Source organism: Pantoea rodasii (assembly GCF_002095465.1).
GTDB classification, from domain to species: Bacteria; Pseudomonadota; Gammaproteobacteria; order Enterobacterales; family Enterobacteriaceae; genus Pantoea; species Pantoea rodasii.
Genome location: NZ_MLFP01000020.1, coordinates 1 through 15,013, shown reverse-complemented (window position 1 = coordinate 15,013; position 15,013 = coordinate 1). Strand labels below are relative to the sequence as shown.

Genomic DNA, 15,013 nt, shown 5'->3' with positions numbered 1-15,013 from the left:
GAATATCAGGTCCCATGTGACGACTGATATGCATTTCTTCATGACAATTCTGGACACCAGACACGATCAAGTTGCTGCAGTGCTGGGCAGTTTCCCTCATCCGTGAAATCCTCCTGCATTCAACAGAACACAGGGTTTTGACTTAGGGGGTAACAATGTTGAACCAGAACTCGAAGTTATCCATGTAACCCAGCAACTCGTCCACCTTGGCCGGATTGCCGCTGACTTTGACTTCACCTTTATCTTCAGCTTGTTTCAACGTCTCGTCTTTCAGGATGATTTTGTTCAGGGTGTCACGATTGAGCGTGAGGGTGGCGTCCGGCTTATCAGCCTGAATATCGGCTGAATGGTTAAGGACGCCATTCTCCAGCTCCAGTTTGTATTTGCCGCCATCATCGCCCAGGTCAACGTTGATCACTGCTTTCGCATTACCCGCTTTCACGCCGTCAATATGGACGGCAAGGAAGTCGAAGAACATTTCCGGCGTCATCGCTCGCACGGTATCCGGGCTGGCCGTATTAGGCGTTGGCAGTTTTTGAACGCCATTACGCAGTTCCTGTGCACCGGTAAGATAAAAGTTACGCCATGGACCGGATTCTGCCTGATAACCCATCTGCTCAAGCGCGTCTGCTTCCAGATCGCGTGCGGCTTTATTCTCTGGATCGGCAAAAACAACCTTACTCACCACCTGGGCAACCCAGCGATAGTTCCCCTGATCAAAGTCGGTTTTTGCTTTCTGCAGAATGCTGTCTGCGCCACCCATGTATTCAACGAATTTCTTGGCTGCTTCAACAGGGGGCAGTTCATCCAGCGTTGCCGGGTTGCCATCAAACCATCCGAGATAAAGCACATAGGTCGCTTTCACGTCGTGACTGACGGAGCCGTAGTAGCCGCGGTTTGCCCAGGTATTAGCAAGACCCGGTGGCAGTTTAAAATCAGCGGCAATCTCATCGCGCGTCAGGCCTTTGTTGGCCATGCGCAGCGTCTGGTCGTTGATGTAACGGTAGAGATCGCGCTGAGTTCGTAGAAGTTTGTTGACGTTATCATTACCCCACGTTGGCCAATGGTGCTGGGCGAGAATAATTTCTGCTTTATCACCCCAGAGATTGATGGCGTCATTGATGTATTTTGACCACGGTAAAGGCTGACGAATTTTCGCACCGCGCAGAGAGTAGGTGTTGTGCAGGGTGTGGGTTACATCCTCTGCGGTTTCAATGATTTTCTTCTCTTCGATGTACCACAGCATTTCAGAAGGGGCTTCTGAGCCCGGCGCCATCATGAAATCGTAGGTGAGGCCATCGATGGTGCGCTTTTCACCTGTTTTGGTGATGTAGTCTGTCGGCGCAATCAGCGTCACCGTCCCGGCGGATGTCGTGGTTCCGAGTCCAGCGCCCACCTGACCTTTAGGATCGGCTTTCAGCAGGTTGCCGTACATGTAGCTTGCACGACGGCTCATCACGTTTCCTGCCATGATATTTTCCGACACGGCTTCTTCCATAAACCCGGCTGGAGCGTAGACCTTCACTTTACCGGACTTCACATCAGCTTCATCAATGACGCCGCGCACACCGCCATAATGGTCGACGTGGCTGTGGGTATAAATAACCGCAACAACCGGTTTTTTACCGCGATTTTTATAATATAAATCCATGCCAACTTTGGCTGTTTCTGCCGACACCAGAGGGTCGACGACGGTAATACCTTCTTTACCTTCGATGATGGTCATATTTGACAGGTCAAGGTTACGTATCTGGTATACGCCCTCGGTAACCTCAAACAATCCGCTGATATTTATCAGCTGCGACTGCCGCCATAAACTTGGGTTAACACTATCAGGAGATTTATCACCTTCCTTGATAAAAGCATATTGCTGCGGATTCCAGATCACATTGCCCGATTCACCTTTAATTATTTCCTGAGGTAACGCGGCAATAAACCCTTTGTGCGCATCTGCAAAATCCTGTTTATCTGAGAAGGGAAGCTGATTATAAAGTGCATCGTTAGCACTTTTTGTTGCTGACGCTGCATCTTTTCGGGTGTCATCAGCTGCCTGAGAGAACGTGATTGAACTTAATGAAGCAGCTAGCGCCATGCATACGATGAGTGGCTTGAGTTTCATGATGGTCCTCTGAATGTACCTTGAACGATTAAAAGTCGTTGATCTAAAGCCTTCAAAGCCTGCCAGAAGTGAGTCCATTCTCCTGACAGGGGTACATGGCGAAACGGCTGAAAACAGAAACATTTCGAATTAAAAGCTAGCGTAAACGTTACGTTTAACAAGCGCGGAAAAGTAATTTTTAGATCAAAGTACCATTCAGTTAACTTAGGTTGGTGTTTAAAGCTGTCTTCACAGCATAAAAAACCGAATCTATTTTAGATGGTAAATTCGTTTTATTTCAATCTGTAAGCTTGACGAGAGCCATTTTGCTTTCGCTATTATTTGTGAGCGAACGCATATTTTTAAATTTTTCTACTGGCACTGCTGCAAATAGGTTTCTTTCTGGCAGTGATTGCGACATCAATGACGATTTGCTTCTTTGGCGAAAACCAGGAAGCGTCATTGATGAAGCAGAGGTTACTTTGAGGCCATATTCGGCAGAATATCGTTGGTATCAGATATATATCCGTATTTGTACCGCATAGCATTCTGGTTAAAACTTTTCATTTTTTAAACTGAGTCATGCTGACCAGCGATCACGCCCGCTGCCTTTGGCACGATAAAGCGCCGCATCTGCTTGCGCGATAAGATCCACCGGACGCCAGCGGCCGGAGGTGGCGGCAATGCCTGTACTGACAGTGACAACATCACTGATGTCCGAACCGGCATGCGGTATCGCCTGATGAGAGAGCAGGTGGCGAATGCGTGCCGCTACCACGGCGGCATCCTCCGCGTTGCCGTCGGCGAGAACCAGCACAAACTCTTCGCCGCCATAGCGTCCGACCAGGTCCTGAGGATGGCGTACAGCAGTAGTCAGGACATGCGCCACAGCGGCGAGACAATCATCTCCAGCCTGATGCCCATAATGATCGTTATAGCGCTTAAAATAATCCACATCGAGCATCAATAAGGCGCAGGCGCCTTCCTGCCTTCTAAGCAGCTCAAGGTGCTGTTCCAGCGCGCGGCGGTTAGCAATTCCGGTCAGTGGGTCCTGGCTGGCCAACTGATTAAGTCGGCCAATCAAGAGCTGATTTTCCGCATAGCGTGCCCAGGCCTCGTTAAACCAGCGCTGCAGATTCTGACGGCCATAGGTAAGAATGATTGTCAGAATGATCCACACCACCACAAACCTTGGGTTAATCGAATCGTTCAACCGCTCGCTAATAATAGGCAGTGTCAGCCACAGCGGCAGAATAAAGCAGAGAAGATAGCCGGGCGTATAGTAAAAGGCAGTGAGGCCGGACAAAAGCAGGATGCAGACCAGTGGCCAGCCAAGAGGGATATGCCAGATCGCCACGAAACCATAGGTTGCCGCGCTCCAGACTACGCTCATGATGCAAAGTAATGCGCCGGGCAACCACCGTCCCAGGGGAGTTAACGGGGGGAATTTCATGACAGAAATCGGGAGCAGCACTGCCGCGGCCATAATCAGCATCATGGCCGTATCCAGCCACGGCAGAAGTTCGCGCTCTGAAGGGATAGTGTTATCAATACCTTCGAAAAGCAGGCCGCGCAGAAGCACCATCAGTGCAAAACTTATGTTAACGAAGGCGAACCAGGGCAGGCTTCGTTTTAGGGCATGTAAAACCATGTCAGCGCGATTTTTCCAGCTGACATCGTTCTGACGGGCCTGATGGCTGCTTTCTGTATCCATTCCTGCAACTCCTGATTGTTGTTGAATCAGCTTAGTTCAGGGCGCAGATAAGTCATAAAACAGATATTAACTGGCAGCATTTTCGCTTCCAAAAGAGATCATCAAAAAATGCGTTCAGGCGATGAGGTGAATGTCCGCTTGCGTATCGTGGTCGGCTGCATACGGTAAAACGTAAAACGCTGCCCGGCGAGATTACGCGGGGCAGCGTCAGGTCTTTAGTTGCAGCGCGTCAGTAACGGCGACAGTGTGTCAGCGTTAAGGCCAGGTGCAATTATAACTGAGGGCCAGCCTGGGCAATGCGCGCACCGGCCTCGTTATCACTGTACTGTTTGAAGTTATTGATAAACAGCTGAGCCAGCTTCTCAGCGGCATCATGCCATTCTGCCGGGGATGCCCAGCCGTTGCGCGGATCGAGCGTGTTCACATCAACGCCAGCAATCTCCTGCGGAATAGCGAGGCCAAAGATCGGCAATGTTTCTTCACGCAACGCGCCCGTTTCACCTTCCAGGATGGCGTTGACGATCTGGCGCGTATCCTTCAGCGACAGGCGCTGACCCGCACCGTTCCAGCCAGTATTCACCAACCACACTTCAGCACCGCTCTGCGCCACTTTTTCCTGCAGCACATCTGCATACTGCGTTGGGTGCAGCATCAGGAAAGCCGCGCCGTAGCAGGCGGAGAACGTTGGCGTTGGCGCGGTAATGCCGCGCTCAGTGCCTGCCAGCTTGGACGTGAAGCCTGACAGGAAGTGATACTGCATCTGTTCTGGCGTCAGGCGGGAAACCGGCGGGAGCACGCCGAAACCATCCGCAGCAAGGAAGATAATACGTGAAGGGTGACCAGCGCGAGACACCGGCAACACGATGTTCTCAATGTGTGACAGCGGATAGGACACGCGGGTGTTTTCGGTTTTACTGCCATCGGCATAATCCACGCTACCATCTTCACGGACCACCACGTTTTCCAGCAGCGCGTTACGGCGGATGGCACCATAAATTTCTGGTTCAGACTCTGCCTTCAGATTGATGGTTTTGGCATAGCAGCCGCCTTCAAAATTGAATACACCGTCTGCATCCCAACCGTGCTCATCATCGCCAATCAGCTGGCGGCGCGGATCGGTTGAGAGGGTGGTTTTCCCCGTGCCGGAGAGACCAAAGAACAGCGCCACGTCATCTTTTTCACCGCGGTTTGCTGAACAGTGCATTGAAGCGATACCTTTCAACGGCAGCAGGTAGTTCATCACTGAGAACATCCCTTTCTTCATCTCGCCGCCGTACCAGGTCCCGCCAATCAGCTGGATATTCTCTGTCAGGTTGAAGGCAACAAAGTTCTCGGAGTTTAAGCCTTGTTCCTGCCATTGCGGATTCACGCAACCTGCACCGTTAATCACGGTAAAGTCCGGGGTAAAGTTTGCCAGCTCATCGGCGGTTGGCGCGATAAACATATTTTTGACAAAGTGCGCCTGCCACGCCACTTCAGTGACAAAACGTACCGCCAGACGGGTATCGGCACTGGCGCCACACCAGGCATCAACGATATAAAGCGTTTTCTCCGACAGGTGATCGGCAACCAGGGTTTTCAGGTGCGACCATACTTCAGTCGACATCGGTTTGTTATCGTTACGCCCCAGGCCAGCATCTGACCACCAAAGGGTATCTCGCGTCACATCGTCGCGGACGATGTACTTATCGCGTGGAGAACGGCCAGTGAATTCGCCAGTATCAACCGTCACTGCACCTGACGTCGTTAATATTCCGCGCGCCGGGCCTTCAAGTTCGGCTGACGTTTCATGCTCGAACAGCAACTCATAATCCGGGTTATATACGATCTCGCTGACATCGTTGATGCCAAGGCTTGAGAGATGTTGCATGACAGATTTAATTGCGCTCATAAAATACCCTGACTCATTGAATGATTGGCGAGGCGGCAATAACCGACCCGATTGAGTTGCGGATAGTAGCACTGGCTAAGTGATGCAGAAATTGCATATAAATCATTTGTCATGTAAAAATTGCATAGAAATGGGGGCTGTAATTGGAGCGAAGAAGTGCTAAGTAATCTCGAAGTAAAGTGGTTCTATGATGTGATTGCACTGGAAGAGTGCCGCAGTTTTACCCTCGCGGCAGAGAAACGGAATATTTCGCAATCTTCGTTTAGCAGAAGGATTCAGGCACTGGAATCTACTCTGGGTTTCAGCGTCTTCAACCGTAATGTGAATCCACCCCAGTTAACGCCGCAGGGCAGAATATTTGTCGGTTATGCCAGGAATATGCTGGACGATATGGACTTCCAGATCAGCCGTATCAAAGGTGAAGATAAGTCGCAGCAGAGTATTCGAATTGATGCGGCGCCTTCGCTTTCCGTCCTGCTGCTGCCCGATCTGTTAGCCGAATACCGTGAAAGTCCGGATAAAGTGTTCTTCGTTGAATCGATCAACGTTAATGATGCGGTATTTAATCTGAAAGAAGGGAAAAGTGATTTTATCCTGTCTTTCTATAACGAAGAACTGATGAATTACCCGTTTATCAATCATAAAATTTTCGATTCCGCTCTTCATCTGGTGTCACCCTGCGATCAGCACGGCAAACCGTTATATTCAATAAATGGCGACACGCTACCGTTGGTTAAATATGCCAATGATAGCTATATGGGGCGTCAGGTTAATCAGGTGATTGATCGCATACCGAACACCACCTTTATGCTGACATTTGTCTCTTCCATGAGCGAGTTGTTGAAAAGAATGATCCTTAAAGGCGATGCCGTTGGCTGGCTGCCTGATTACTCTATTCAACGCGAGCTGGAAGAGAGAAGGCTGGCCATTATGGATCACAGTCTTTCGTTGAAGATCTCAGCTTATGTTTATCGCTCCGGCGCGCGTTTAAATCTGACAGCGGAACGCTTTTGGCGCTATGTGAAGGGTAGGGGTATTACGGGTTAACGGAGAGTTTAATTTACGAAGAAGACGCATGGCTTCTGATGTGACAAAGGCGTGTTACCGCCAATTTAAAAGATTTTATAATGCTTCACGGTACTATGATGGACAGGAAATTATGTCTAAAATAGCTCAGTCTAAACAAGGAGGTTAAATGAATACTGCAAATATCCGTGCAATTATCGGAGGGAGTCTTTTAATAGCGTCGTCCTTAATATCGGCGTCTGCAACTATACCCTCAGAACATCCGAACTCGCAGCGTATCTATGTTGAGACGCAAGGCTCGGGAACGGATGTCATATTGATTCCGGGACTGGCGTCTTCGCGCGAAGTTTGGGCCGGTTTATCTTCAAATCTGCGTGTGAGCCATCGCATTCATCTTGTAGAACTTGCGGGCTTTGCAAGCACTCCTGCTGTTGCCAACCCGGATGGGAAGGTCATGGCTCCGGCAGTTGACGCCATCGCTGAATACATTCACTCCCAGCACATCAAAGCTCCTGCGATCATTGGTCATTCTCTTGGGGGAGAAATTGCATTGATGCTGGCTGCCCGCCACCCTGACCTGGTGGGTCGCTTGATGGTCGTTGATGCTTTGCCGTTCTATTCATTGATGTTTAATCCTGCGGCGACCAGTGAAACTGCCGCCGGACAGGCCACAGCGACCCGAAATTTGCTTATGAGCCAGCCACCGGAGCAATTCGTAGAGTTTCAGAAGGCATCTATCTCCCGTTTAGCAAAGACCGAGGCAGTGAGGCCTGCGCTGGTGGCCGCGGGGATCAATTCCGACCGTAAAACCATTGCCGATGCAGTGTATGAAGTAATGATCACCGATTTGCGTCCCGAACTCGGCCACATCAGAGCGCAGATTCAGGTCGTGTACGCGTATGACACTCTATTTGGCGTACCGGCATCCAGCGTGGATGCGATGTACCGTCAAGCCTACGCCTCTGCGCCAGATATCCACTTCACGCGGATCGATGACAGTTTTCATTTTGTCATGCTTGATCAGCCAAAACGGTTTTCCGACGCAGTTGAGTCATTTCTAAATGAAGATGCCACCCAAATGCAGTCGCTAACTGACAGCGACTCCGGGAAATGACGACTGTAATTGTGCCGATGCATCGGTTTAACCGATTGTATGGCACAAACATTGCGAATGGTCCTATCTGGCATGAAATAGATATTCAGACGGCAAGGTCAGTTTTGAGCTTGAAGCTGATAGGTCAGTTGGAAGAAACGTGGCTAACGATTCTGACGATGCGTTCTGAGAGCAAGAAACAATTTATGTTTCTGGTAGGTCAATGATAACCAATGTGCCAAAGCTGCCAATTTCCACTGTATGAGGAACTCCAGCTTTAGCTACATAAAGCTGTCCAGACGTTACAGTTATTTTTTCACCTCCAACACTCAGTTCCAGACGTCCTTCAATAACCAGTAATCCCTCGTCATACCCATGCACCTCTTCCATTATTGAGCGCTCATCCATACGTAAAACTTTGAGGTTTGCTTCCCCAATGCGGCCTAATATTCGAGAGTGCCAGACCTCCGGTAATGCTTGTGCCTCTGTACGAAGGTTATAAAGCGACATAAGACCATTCTCTGCTATATTCGGTTGTGCATTTATGCCATAAAAACTCACTTTCGCCATATATCAAATATGGGAAAATACGTCGCAAAAGAGTCTATACCTTTCCCTAATACACGATTAATTTTAAGACCCCAGAAACAGAGTTAAAATATCAAATCATTCTATGCGGAAAAACATGCCCGCTTAGACCGGACACGTTTTTCACCTGTTGTTGAAGAAATGAATCCGATGAATCAGCCGATATCAACTTTCATGGCGATGTCCCAGCTACCGGCGCCATTTTTAGCTAGACCAATCATCATCAGACCGAGCCACTCAAGTGACCGTGCCATCGGCAACCCACCTACATCTAATGGACGCAGTCCGAGGCTCTCGATAAAGCTAGAAACGCGTGATTTAGCGTCTGCGTCGTCTCCTGCGAGGAACGCGTCCAGATGTTTGTCACTGGCCAGCACTCGGCCAAATAGACTATTAAACGCCTTGATGACATGTGCGCTGGATGGGGCGCATTTGGCTATTTCCTGCGCGCCAGAACTGTCGTGGGGAGTGACTAACCCCGAAAGATCGGAAGCGAAGGGGTTTGTGATATCAATGATCACTTTGCCTTCAAGCGCAGCGCCAAAGTCGGTCATTACCGCTATCGCACTGGCATAAGGCACGGCCAGAATGACAATCTCTCCCGCGGGAGTTGTACCATATTTTCCGGTGACAGCGCCGGATGCGAGCTTGTCGACCAGTAACTGCGCTTTGGCGGGATTACGGTTGATCACTTCGACGGTGTGCCCGGCCCTTGCGATGCGGCCGGCGATAGCAGTGGCCATGCCACCTGAACCAATAATACTGATCGTGCTCATGGGTATTCTCCTGGGTGAATTTGGGTCTTTTTTTCATTTGGCGTGGGTTACGCCGTTGCAATCAGTCAATCCGCCGGTGGCACGGCGACCGGCGTTGAATCCTTATTTTATTTGCTGACAGGGAAGTAATGATCGCCATTGATCGCGGCGAAGAGTCCGGGCTGTGTCGGTTCCCAGCCAAGAGTCTGGCGCGTGATTGCGTTCGATGTCGGCGTGTCGAGGGTGACCAGATTCGCCAGGAAGCCGAAATAGCCAGGCAACATCAGCACATCCGCAGGAATAGGCACGGCTGGCAAATTCAGTCTGTCCGCAATGGCTTCTGCGATTTGGCGGTATGGAACAGCCACGTCGGCGATGGCATGCCAGCATTTGCCCGCATCGCCTTTCTCCAGTGCAAGACGAAATACAGTGGCGAGGTCACGCGCATGCACTGCACCCCAACGGTTGGCACCGTCTCCGGGATAGCCGACTACACCCTTTTCTTTAGCTAACCCGATTAACAGCTGCAAGAAGCCGGCGTTATCGGTATCGCTGTGCATAATCTGAGGGATTCGCACGATCGAAGAACGTATGCCCTTTTTAGCGAGATCGAGCACCGTTGTTTCAACGATGTTACGAACCCTTAAGGTATTTTTGTAGGCTTCGCCGCCCGTAAGGGGAAGATCCTCCTCCGTGGCCGGACGACCCAAGCCTTCCCAACCTGGTGAACCGACGCTGCCAGAGACCACCAGCGGCTTTCCACTTCCAGCTAATGCTTCGCCATAGGCGAGCATAATTTCAACCTCTGCGGCGGCAACGGCATTTATCCCGCCGGTTGGAATCAGGTCCTGCCGGTGTGCAACATGAATGACACCCTCTGAGGCTGCCGCCGCCTCTTTGAGTCCATCGAGATTCTCAAGGTTTCCGCGATGTGCCTTGGCACCGAGTGCAGTCACCACCGCTGCCGCAGAGTCGGATCGAGCAAGTGCAGTAACCTCATGGCCAGCGGAGATAAGTTCGGAAATGATATACGGACCGGAATGGCCGGTGCCGCCGGTAACAAATACGTGCATGTCAGTACTCCTGGTTATAGATGTGGTGCAGAAATAGGTTTGGGAACTTGCCCTTACGAAGGTGCGATCTCAGCCCGTAAGGCTCACACCAATAGCGAAATGGGTGTTTTTGACTGAGTGGGTCATGAGGCCCAGCGACAGCAGGCAAATGTGCTCAAGCGAGCGAGCCATGGAGAGCGAGCCAACATCTAAAGGGCGCATATTGAGGCTCTTGATGAAGGCGATGACCTGGGATTTGGCTGAGGCGTTGTCTGCGGCGACGAACACATCAAGTGGCTGCTCTTTAAAAGAGCCTGCGGCCAGGACGTGTGAGAACTGCGTGTTGAAGGCTTTAACGATATGCGCATCGGCCGGGACGAGCTTTGCGATCTCGCGCGATCCGCAACTGTCGCCAGGGGTCAGAAAACTTTTCAGGTCAGGGCCAACGGGATTAGTAATATCGATAAGGATCTTGCCCGCGAGCACCTCGCCATAGTGAATCACTAAGTCAAGAACAGCGTAATAAGGGACCGCTAAAATCACGATGTCTCCGCGCGGCTTTATGCCGAACTCTCCAGCGATTGCACCATTACCTATCTCCTGAGCCAGCTTGTTTGCCTTCGTCAGATTGCGGCTCACGATTTCAACAGTGTGACCGGCCAGCGAGGCATTGGAGGCGATAGCAGCGGCCATGCCTCCTGTACCGATAATACTGATAGTGCGCATACTTTGAATCCTCATGGGTAGGGCGATGCTTGATAGAACAAGCGATTAACGGCCGTGTTCAATGCGAAGTCATGCTGGCCTTTTCACTTGCATAAAGCAAGTGATCAGAAAAGAATTACTTGTTTTACGCAAGTAATGTTAAAGTCAGCGAATGAAAAAGACACCCAAAGAGGCCATTCGGTCTCACTGCGCAGTGAATTACGGTGTGGAGATATTCGGCGATCGATGGTCGCTGCTAATCGTCCGCGACATCGTGTTTACTGGCAAAAAGACGTACGGCCAATTCCTTAAATCGGAAGAGGGCATTGCAACTAATGTGCTGGCTTCTCGTCTCGCTTTTCTGGAAGAACAGGGGATTTTGTCGAAGAATCCTAACCCCGAGGATCGTCGTAAGGACTTTTACCAGCTGACTGAAAAGGGATTGGACCTCATTCCTATCCTGCTAAATATTATCCTGTGGAGTGCAAAGCACGATTCACAATCCTACGTGCGCCCGGATTCGAAACTCTATGAGCAATTAAGTCAAAATCCCACTCAGATGGCAGATGAAGTGAAGGTGCTACTGCGCGGCGGCGGATGTATCTTTCCAATGGATGCGGCATGAACAAAAAGCGGAAGTGAGCAATGGATCTCTCTGCTCAGGCAGAGAGCGGCTTCCGATATTTTGGTGCGACTCAAAACACACCGCCAAAAATTGGAAATCGGTCTTGAGTCGCAACATGTCAGAGCTGTGCCAGCCCACCATCGACAGCCAGTTCACTGCCGGTCATGAAACTGCTGTCCGAAGAGGCGAGGAAGGCCGCAGCTGCGCCGATTTCTGATGGTTCGGCCATGCGCAGCAGCGGCGTCATTGAGGCGTAAACCTTCTGGCCTTCTTCCCCTAACGCAGCCTTGGCAAGTTCAGTCGCCGTTGCACCCGGAGACAACACATTGACGCGGATTCCCGTGCCCTTCAGATCTGCCGCCCAGGTTCGCGCGAGGTTACGCACAGCGGCCTTGCTGGCACTGTAGGCCGTCATACCCGGTGCTCCCGTAGTACCGGCGCTTGAACCGGTCAGGATAATAGAACCCCCCTGGCCCATGAGCGGTAGCGCCTGCTGCACCGTGAAAATGGTGCCCTTTACATTCGTATCAAAGGTCTCATCAATGTGTTCGGCAGTGATGGTGCCCAGCGCTGCCTGACTTCCTGCACCTGCGTTGGCGAAGATAATGTCGAGCGTACCGCGCTCGGCCTTCACTGCAGCATAGAGTCGATCGAGGTCAGCGAGATCAGAGACAGAACCTTTAATCGCTCGGGCATTGTGGCCAAGTTCGGCCAGTGCTGCGTCGAGTGCATCCTGTCGTCTACCGTAAATGAAGACGAAAGCACCTTCCTCTACAAAACGCTTTGCCGCAGCAAGACCAATGCCTGAAGCGCCACCTGTTATCACCGCAACTTTACCTGTTAGCTTTCCCATAATTCCTCCTGTCGGAATAATCAAACTGTGTATCTGTAGAAATTTTCACGAATACACGCTATTTTGTGGATCACTGCTCCACATTTGAATATTAACATATGGATCACTGATCCACTTGTCAAGGATAAGTATGCGTGCCGATGCCCAAAAAAATTACAATCACGTTTTAACGATTGCCCGACTTGTCGTTGCAGAGCATGGGGCCGATGCGTCGATGCGCGATATAGCCCGCAGAGCGGAGGTGGGATTGGCCACCTTATTGCGCCACTTTCCGACGCGGGAAGCGTTATTCGAAGCATTGTTACGTGAAAAACTGGATGCATTGACGCAAATGGCTAGCGAGCTTGAAGCGACTAAACCGGCAGATGAAGCCCTCATTACGTGGTTTCGTGAAGGGGTCGAATTCGTGCACAGTTACAACGGGGTGACGGCATTGATGGCCAGTGCTCACGAAGATCCGGATTCCGCGCTATACGCTTCTTGTACAGCCGTACACCAATCGGGAGCCCGGTTGCTTCTGCGTGCGCAGTCAGAAGGTACGGCCCGTAAAGACATGGATGGAGTCGATTTATTCGCCCTGATGTCAGCACTTGGCTGGCTTGCCGACCAACCTGCATTTGCCCCCCGTGAAGATCATCTGTTTAAAATTATGTTGAGTTCCATTCTGATAAGTCAGTAAGTCGCTCATGACATTAATCTCCAAACGTTGAGCGTGGTAAATTCTCTAAGTGAATAATCTAGCTAACGATTGTTAGGTCTGGATCTGCAAAATGATATTGTCGATATCTACCTAACGAATGTTAGACTTATTGCTTGAGATACCAGTGGAGAGAAGTGATGAGTAAAACATCTCGTGACGAAATTCTGAATGCTGCCCGGCTGGCGGCGCAGGCGCATGGCTACACCGGCCTAAATATCCGCGGGCTGGCTGACGAGGTGGGGATTAAAGCTGCCAGCATTTACTATCACTTTTCCAGCAAGGCCGAGCTGGGTGCGGCCGTAGCCCGTCGTTATTGGGAAGACACGGCACGTGATTTGGAAATGCTGAGGGAAAGCGAAGGCGATGCGCTGAAAAGTTTGGGCCGCTATCCGCAAATATTTCGCCGTTCACTTGAGAGCGGGAACCGGCTCTGTATGGGGAGCTTTATGTCGGCTGAATATGATGATCTGCCACAACCCGTCAGGGATGAAGTGCAAAATTTTGCTGACATCAACATCGACTGGTTGGCAGACCAGCTACTCGAGGCAGGTATCACAGGGCAAGCCGAGAACAGAGTCCGTGCTGCCTCGATTTTTTCGGCCATTGCCGGCGCACAGCTGATGGCCAGAAGCCGAAACAATATCCAGCTATTTGACGAACTCATTGAGGGCTACAAACTTGCGGGTCTGCTACCGCAATAATAAACCGGGCGGCTGCCCGCTTCAGCTGGAGCGCCTGAAATTTTCTCATAAAATTCATCCAGGCGCACAGCAGCGCTGACATAAAGCCGTTGAGTAAGTCACTCTGCCACGCAGGTGAGCATGTAAATTCAAGTCATCCCATCAGTTGTAAACGCGGTTTATCGCTGAATCGCAACATCAGACAATCCTGCCACTTTAGTCCTTTCATAAATTTTAAGATCATCGTAAATAGAGTGAATAGAAAACCTAACGAACGGAAGGTAGGCATTGACATTTAGCGAGAGTCAGCTCAATCTTGGCTTATAAACTACCTATCGATAGTTAGTTTTATTGTTTTCACCTTGACCCACTCACATTAAGGAATCATCTTCTGATGAGAATCTACGACTGGTATGACGGCCCTTATCCTGCACGCGTTCGCATTGCACTTGCTGAGAAAGGACTCATTTCTGATACAGAGTTTGTTCCTGTTAACTTATGGACAGGGGAACATAAGAAAAACGAATTTCTTGCCATCAACTATTCCGGCACGCTTCCGGTTCTGGAGCTTGATGACGGTACGCTTATCGCAGAGTGTACGGCCATCACACAGTATCTGGATGCGCTGAGCGCGCCACGTACTCTTACGGGTACCACTCCAGCGGAACAAGGCATCATTCATATGATGACAAAGCGCGCTGAAATTGAGTTCCTTGATGCTGTAAGCGTGTATTTTCATCACGCCACGGCTGGTTTAGGCCCAGAAGTTGAGCTTTATCAGAACCCCGAGTGGGGCAACCGAATGCGCAATAAGGCAGTCCAGGGAATGCACTATTTTAACCGCATTCTGCAAACGCAATCCTATGTGGCCGGCGAGACCTTTTCTATGGCTGACATAGCGGTAATTGGAGGAATGATCTTCTCTGCGTTAGTGAATCTTCCGGTACCGTCAGAGTGCGGGGCGTTGAGTGAATGGTATGAGCGTATGCAGGCAAGGCCATCCTTCCAGCAGTGGAAGGCGATGGTTGAAGAGGAGCGCTTAAGGAGGAGCGTGTAATTTTTATACAGGATAAGTATGTTTAACCATCCATACTATCGGTGTGCAGTTACAGGAAGAGCCAGACCAAAAGATTACGGTCATTATGCTACTTCCTGAATAACGTTACTGCACATCGATTATGCCCGCTTTTGGCACACAGCAGTTTTAGGCAAGAACAAGGACAGCTTTGAGCG

The 15,013-nt window shown here is 50.4% G+C and carries 14 protein-coding genes; 6 read left to right on the top strand and 8 right to left on the bottom strand.

Annotated elements, in window-relative coordinates; all coding sequences use genetic code 11:
- Nucleotides 1-142: 142 nt before the first annotated feature.
- The 3 genes from HA45_RS19780 to pckA all read right to left on the bottom strand — a co-directional run bounded on the left by HA45_RS19780 (nucleotide 143) and on the right by pckA (nucleotide 5,703).
- A complete protein-coding gene (locus HA45_RS19780; RefSeq protein WP_420849002.1) occupies nucleotides 143-2,092 on the bottom strand; it encodes an alkyl/aryl-sulfatase in 1,950 nt (649 codons plus the stop codon).
- Nucleotides 2,093-2,678: 586 nt separating this feature from the next.
- On the bottom strand, nucleotides 2,679-3,812 hold the full coding sequence (locus tag HA45_RS19775) for a GGDEF domain-containing protein (protein WP_240629158.1): 1,134 nt from the start codon (nucleotides 3,810-3,812) through the stop codon (nucleotides 2,679-2,681).
- 271 nt (nucleotides 3,813-4,083) lie between these two features.
- Nucleotides 4,084-5,703 carry a phosphoenolpyruvate carboxykinase (ATP) gene (gene pckA, locus HA45_RS19770; RefSeq protein WP_100699744.1) on the bottom strand — a complete coding sequence of 540 codons (1,620 nt, stop codon included), beginning with the start codon at nucleotides 5,701-5,703 and terminating at the stop codon, nucleotides 4,084-4,086.
- Between the two features lie 156 nt (nucleotides 5,704-5,859).
- Between pckA and HA45_RS19765 the strand changes: the two genes are divergently transcribed.
- Together HA45_RS19765 and HA45_RS19760 are read left to right on the top strand one after the other, a co-directional pair.
- Complete coding sequence (locus HA45_RS19765; RefSeq protein ID WP_100699743.1) at nucleotides 5,860-6,750, top strand: LysR family transcriptional regulator; 891 nt, start codon at nucleotides 5,860-5,862, stop codon at nucleotides 6,748-6,750.
- A gap of 148 nt (nucleotides 6,751-6,898) precedes the next feature.
- Nucleotides 6,899-7,843, top strand: a complete 945-nt coding sequence (locus HA45_RS19760) for an alpha/beta fold hydrolase (protein WP_100699742.1) — start codon at nucleotides 6,899-6,901, stop codon at nucleotides 7,841-7,843.
- Between the two features lie 183 nt (nucleotides 7,844-8,026).
- On the opposite strand, the gene HA45_RS19755 is transcribed toward HA45_RS19760, so the two are convergent.
- From HA45_RS19755 to HA45_RS19740, 4 genes are all read right to left on the bottom strand, one after another.
- Nucleotides 8,027-8,332 carry a cupin domain-containing protein gene (locus tag HA45_RS19755; protein ID WP_100699741.1) on the bottom strand — a complete coding sequence of 102 codons (306 nt, stop codon included), beginning with the start codon at nucleotides 8,330-8,332 and terminating at the stop codon, nucleotides 8,027-8,029.
- A gap of 233 nt (nucleotides 8,333-8,565) precedes the next feature.
- Nucleotides 8,566-9,186 carry an NADPH-dependent F420 reductase gene (locus HA45_RS19750; protein WP_100699740.1) on the bottom strand — a complete coding sequence of 207 codons (621 nt, stop codon included), beginning with the start codon at nucleotides 9,184-9,186 and terminating at the stop codon, nucleotides 8,566-8,568.
- 107 nt (nucleotides 9,187-9,293) lie between these two features.
- Nucleotides 9,294-10,238 carry an SDR family oxidoreductase gene (locus HA45_RS19745; protein ID WP_100699739.1) on the bottom strand — a complete coding sequence of 315 codons (945 nt, stop codon included), beginning with the start codon at nucleotides 10,236-10,238 and terminating at the stop codon, nucleotides 9,294-9,296.
- 69 nt (nucleotides 10,239-10,307) lie between these two features.
- Complete coding sequence (locus HA45_RS19740) at nucleotides 10,308-10,943, bottom strand: NADPH-dependent F420 reductase (protein ID WP_100699738.1); 636 nt, start codon at nucleotides 10,941-10,943, stop codon at nucleotides 10,308-10,310.
- Between the two features lie 151 nt (nucleotides 10,944-11,094).
- Between HA45_RS19740 and HA45_RS19735 the strand changes: the two genes are divergently transcribed.
- The gene (locus HA45_RS19735; RefSeq protein ID WP_100699737.1) at nucleotides 11,095-11,547 is read left to right on the top strand and encodes a winged helix-turn-helix transcriptional regulator; all 453 of its coding nucleotides are present in this window, start codon (nucleotides 11,095-11,097) and stop codon (nucleotides 11,545-11,547) included.
- A 118-nt stretch (nucleotides 11,548-11,665) separates the two neighbouring features.
- Here the strand turns inward: HA45_RS19735 and HA45_RS19730 are convergent, their stop codons facing one another.
- Complete coding sequence (locus HA45_RS19730) at nucleotides 11,666-12,400, bottom strand: SDR family NAD(P)-dependent oxidoreductase (protein WP_100699736.1); 735 nt, start codon at nucleotides 12,398-12,400, stop codon at nucleotides 11,666-11,668.
- A gap of 130 nt (nucleotides 12,401-12,530) precedes the next feature.
- Here HA45_RS19730 and HA45_RS19725 point away from each other — a divergent pair, with 130 nt between their 5' ends.
- The 3 genes from HA45_RS19725 to HA45_RS19715 all read left to right on the top strand — a co-directional run bounded on the left by HA45_RS19725 (nucleotide 12,531) and on the right by HA45_RS19715 (nucleotide 14,837).
- Nucleotides 12,531-13,079, top strand: a complete 549-nt coding sequence (locus tag HA45_RS19725; RefSeq protein ID WP_100699735.1) for a TetR/AcrR family transcriptional regulator — start codon at nucleotides 12,531-12,533, stop codon at nucleotides 13,077-13,079.
- 158 nt (nucleotides 13,080-13,237) lie between these two features.
- The gene (locus HA45_RS19720; protein WP_100699734.1) at nucleotides 13,238-13,801 is read left to right on the top strand and encodes a TetR/AcrR family transcriptional regulator; all 564 of its coding nucleotides are present in this window, start codon (nucleotides 13,238-13,240) and stop codon (nucleotides 13,799-13,801) included.
- 373 nt (nucleotides 13,802-14,174) lie between these two features.
- Nucleotides 14,175-14,837 (top strand): glutathione S-transferase, encoded by a 663-nt coding sequence (locus HA45_RS19715; protein WP_100699733.1) that lies wholly within the window; start codon nucleotides 14,175-14,177, stop codon nucleotides 14,835-14,837.
- The last annotated feature ends 176 nt before the right edge of the window (nucleotides 14,838-15,013 follow it).

Coding starts and splice junctions, on each gene's coding strand:
- HA45_RS19780 (WP_420849002.1), bottom strand. CDS start 2,092: ATGGCGCTAGCTGCTTCATTAAGTTCAATCACGTTCTCTCAGGCAGCT.
- HA45_RS19775 (WP_240629158.1), bottom strand. CDS start 3,812: ATGGATACAGAAAGCAGCCATCAGGCCCGTCAGAACGATGTCAGCTGG.
- pckA (WP_100699744.1), bottom strand. CDS start 5,703: ATGAGCGCAATTAAATCTGTCATGCAACATCTCTCAAGCCTTGGCATC.
- HA45_RS19760 (WP_100699742.1), top strand. CDS start 6,899: ATGAATACTGCAAATATCCGTGCAATTATCGGAGGGAGTCTTTTAATA.
- HA45_RS19755 (WP_100699741.1), bottom strand. CDS start 8,332: ATGTCGCTTTATAACCTTCGTACAGAGGCACAAGCATTACCGGAGGTC.
- HA45_RS19750 (WP_100699740.1), bottom strand. CDS start 9,186: ATGAGCACGATCAGTATTATTGGTTCAGGTGGCATGGCCACTGCTATC.
- HA45_RS19745 (WP_100699739.1), bottom strand. CDS start 10,238: ATGCACGTATTTGTTACCGGCGGCACCGGCCATTCCGGTCCGTATATC.
- HA45_RS19740 (WP_100699738.1), bottom strand. CDS start 10,943: ATGCGCACTATCAGTATTATCGGTACAGGAGGCATGGCCGCTGCTATC.
- HA45_RS19735 (WP_100699737.1), top strand. CDS start 11,095: ATGAAAAAGACACCCAAAGAGGCCATTCGGTCTCACTGCGCAGTGAAT.
- HA45_RS19730 (WP_100699736.1), bottom strand. CDS start 12,400: ATGGGAAAGCTAACAGGTAAAGTTGCGGTGATAACAGGTGGCGCTTCA.
- HA45_RS19725 (WP_100699735.1), top strand. CDS start 12,531: ATGCGTGCCGATGCCCAAAAAAATTACAATCACGTTTTAACGATTGCC.
- HA45_RS19720 (WP_100699734.1), top strand. CDS start 13,238: ATGAGTAAAACATCTCGTGACGAAATTCTGAATGCTGCCCGGCTGGCG.
- HA45_RS19715 (WP_100699733.1), top strand. CDS start 14,175: ATGAGAATCTACGACTGGTATGACGGCCCTTATCCTGCACGCGTTCGC.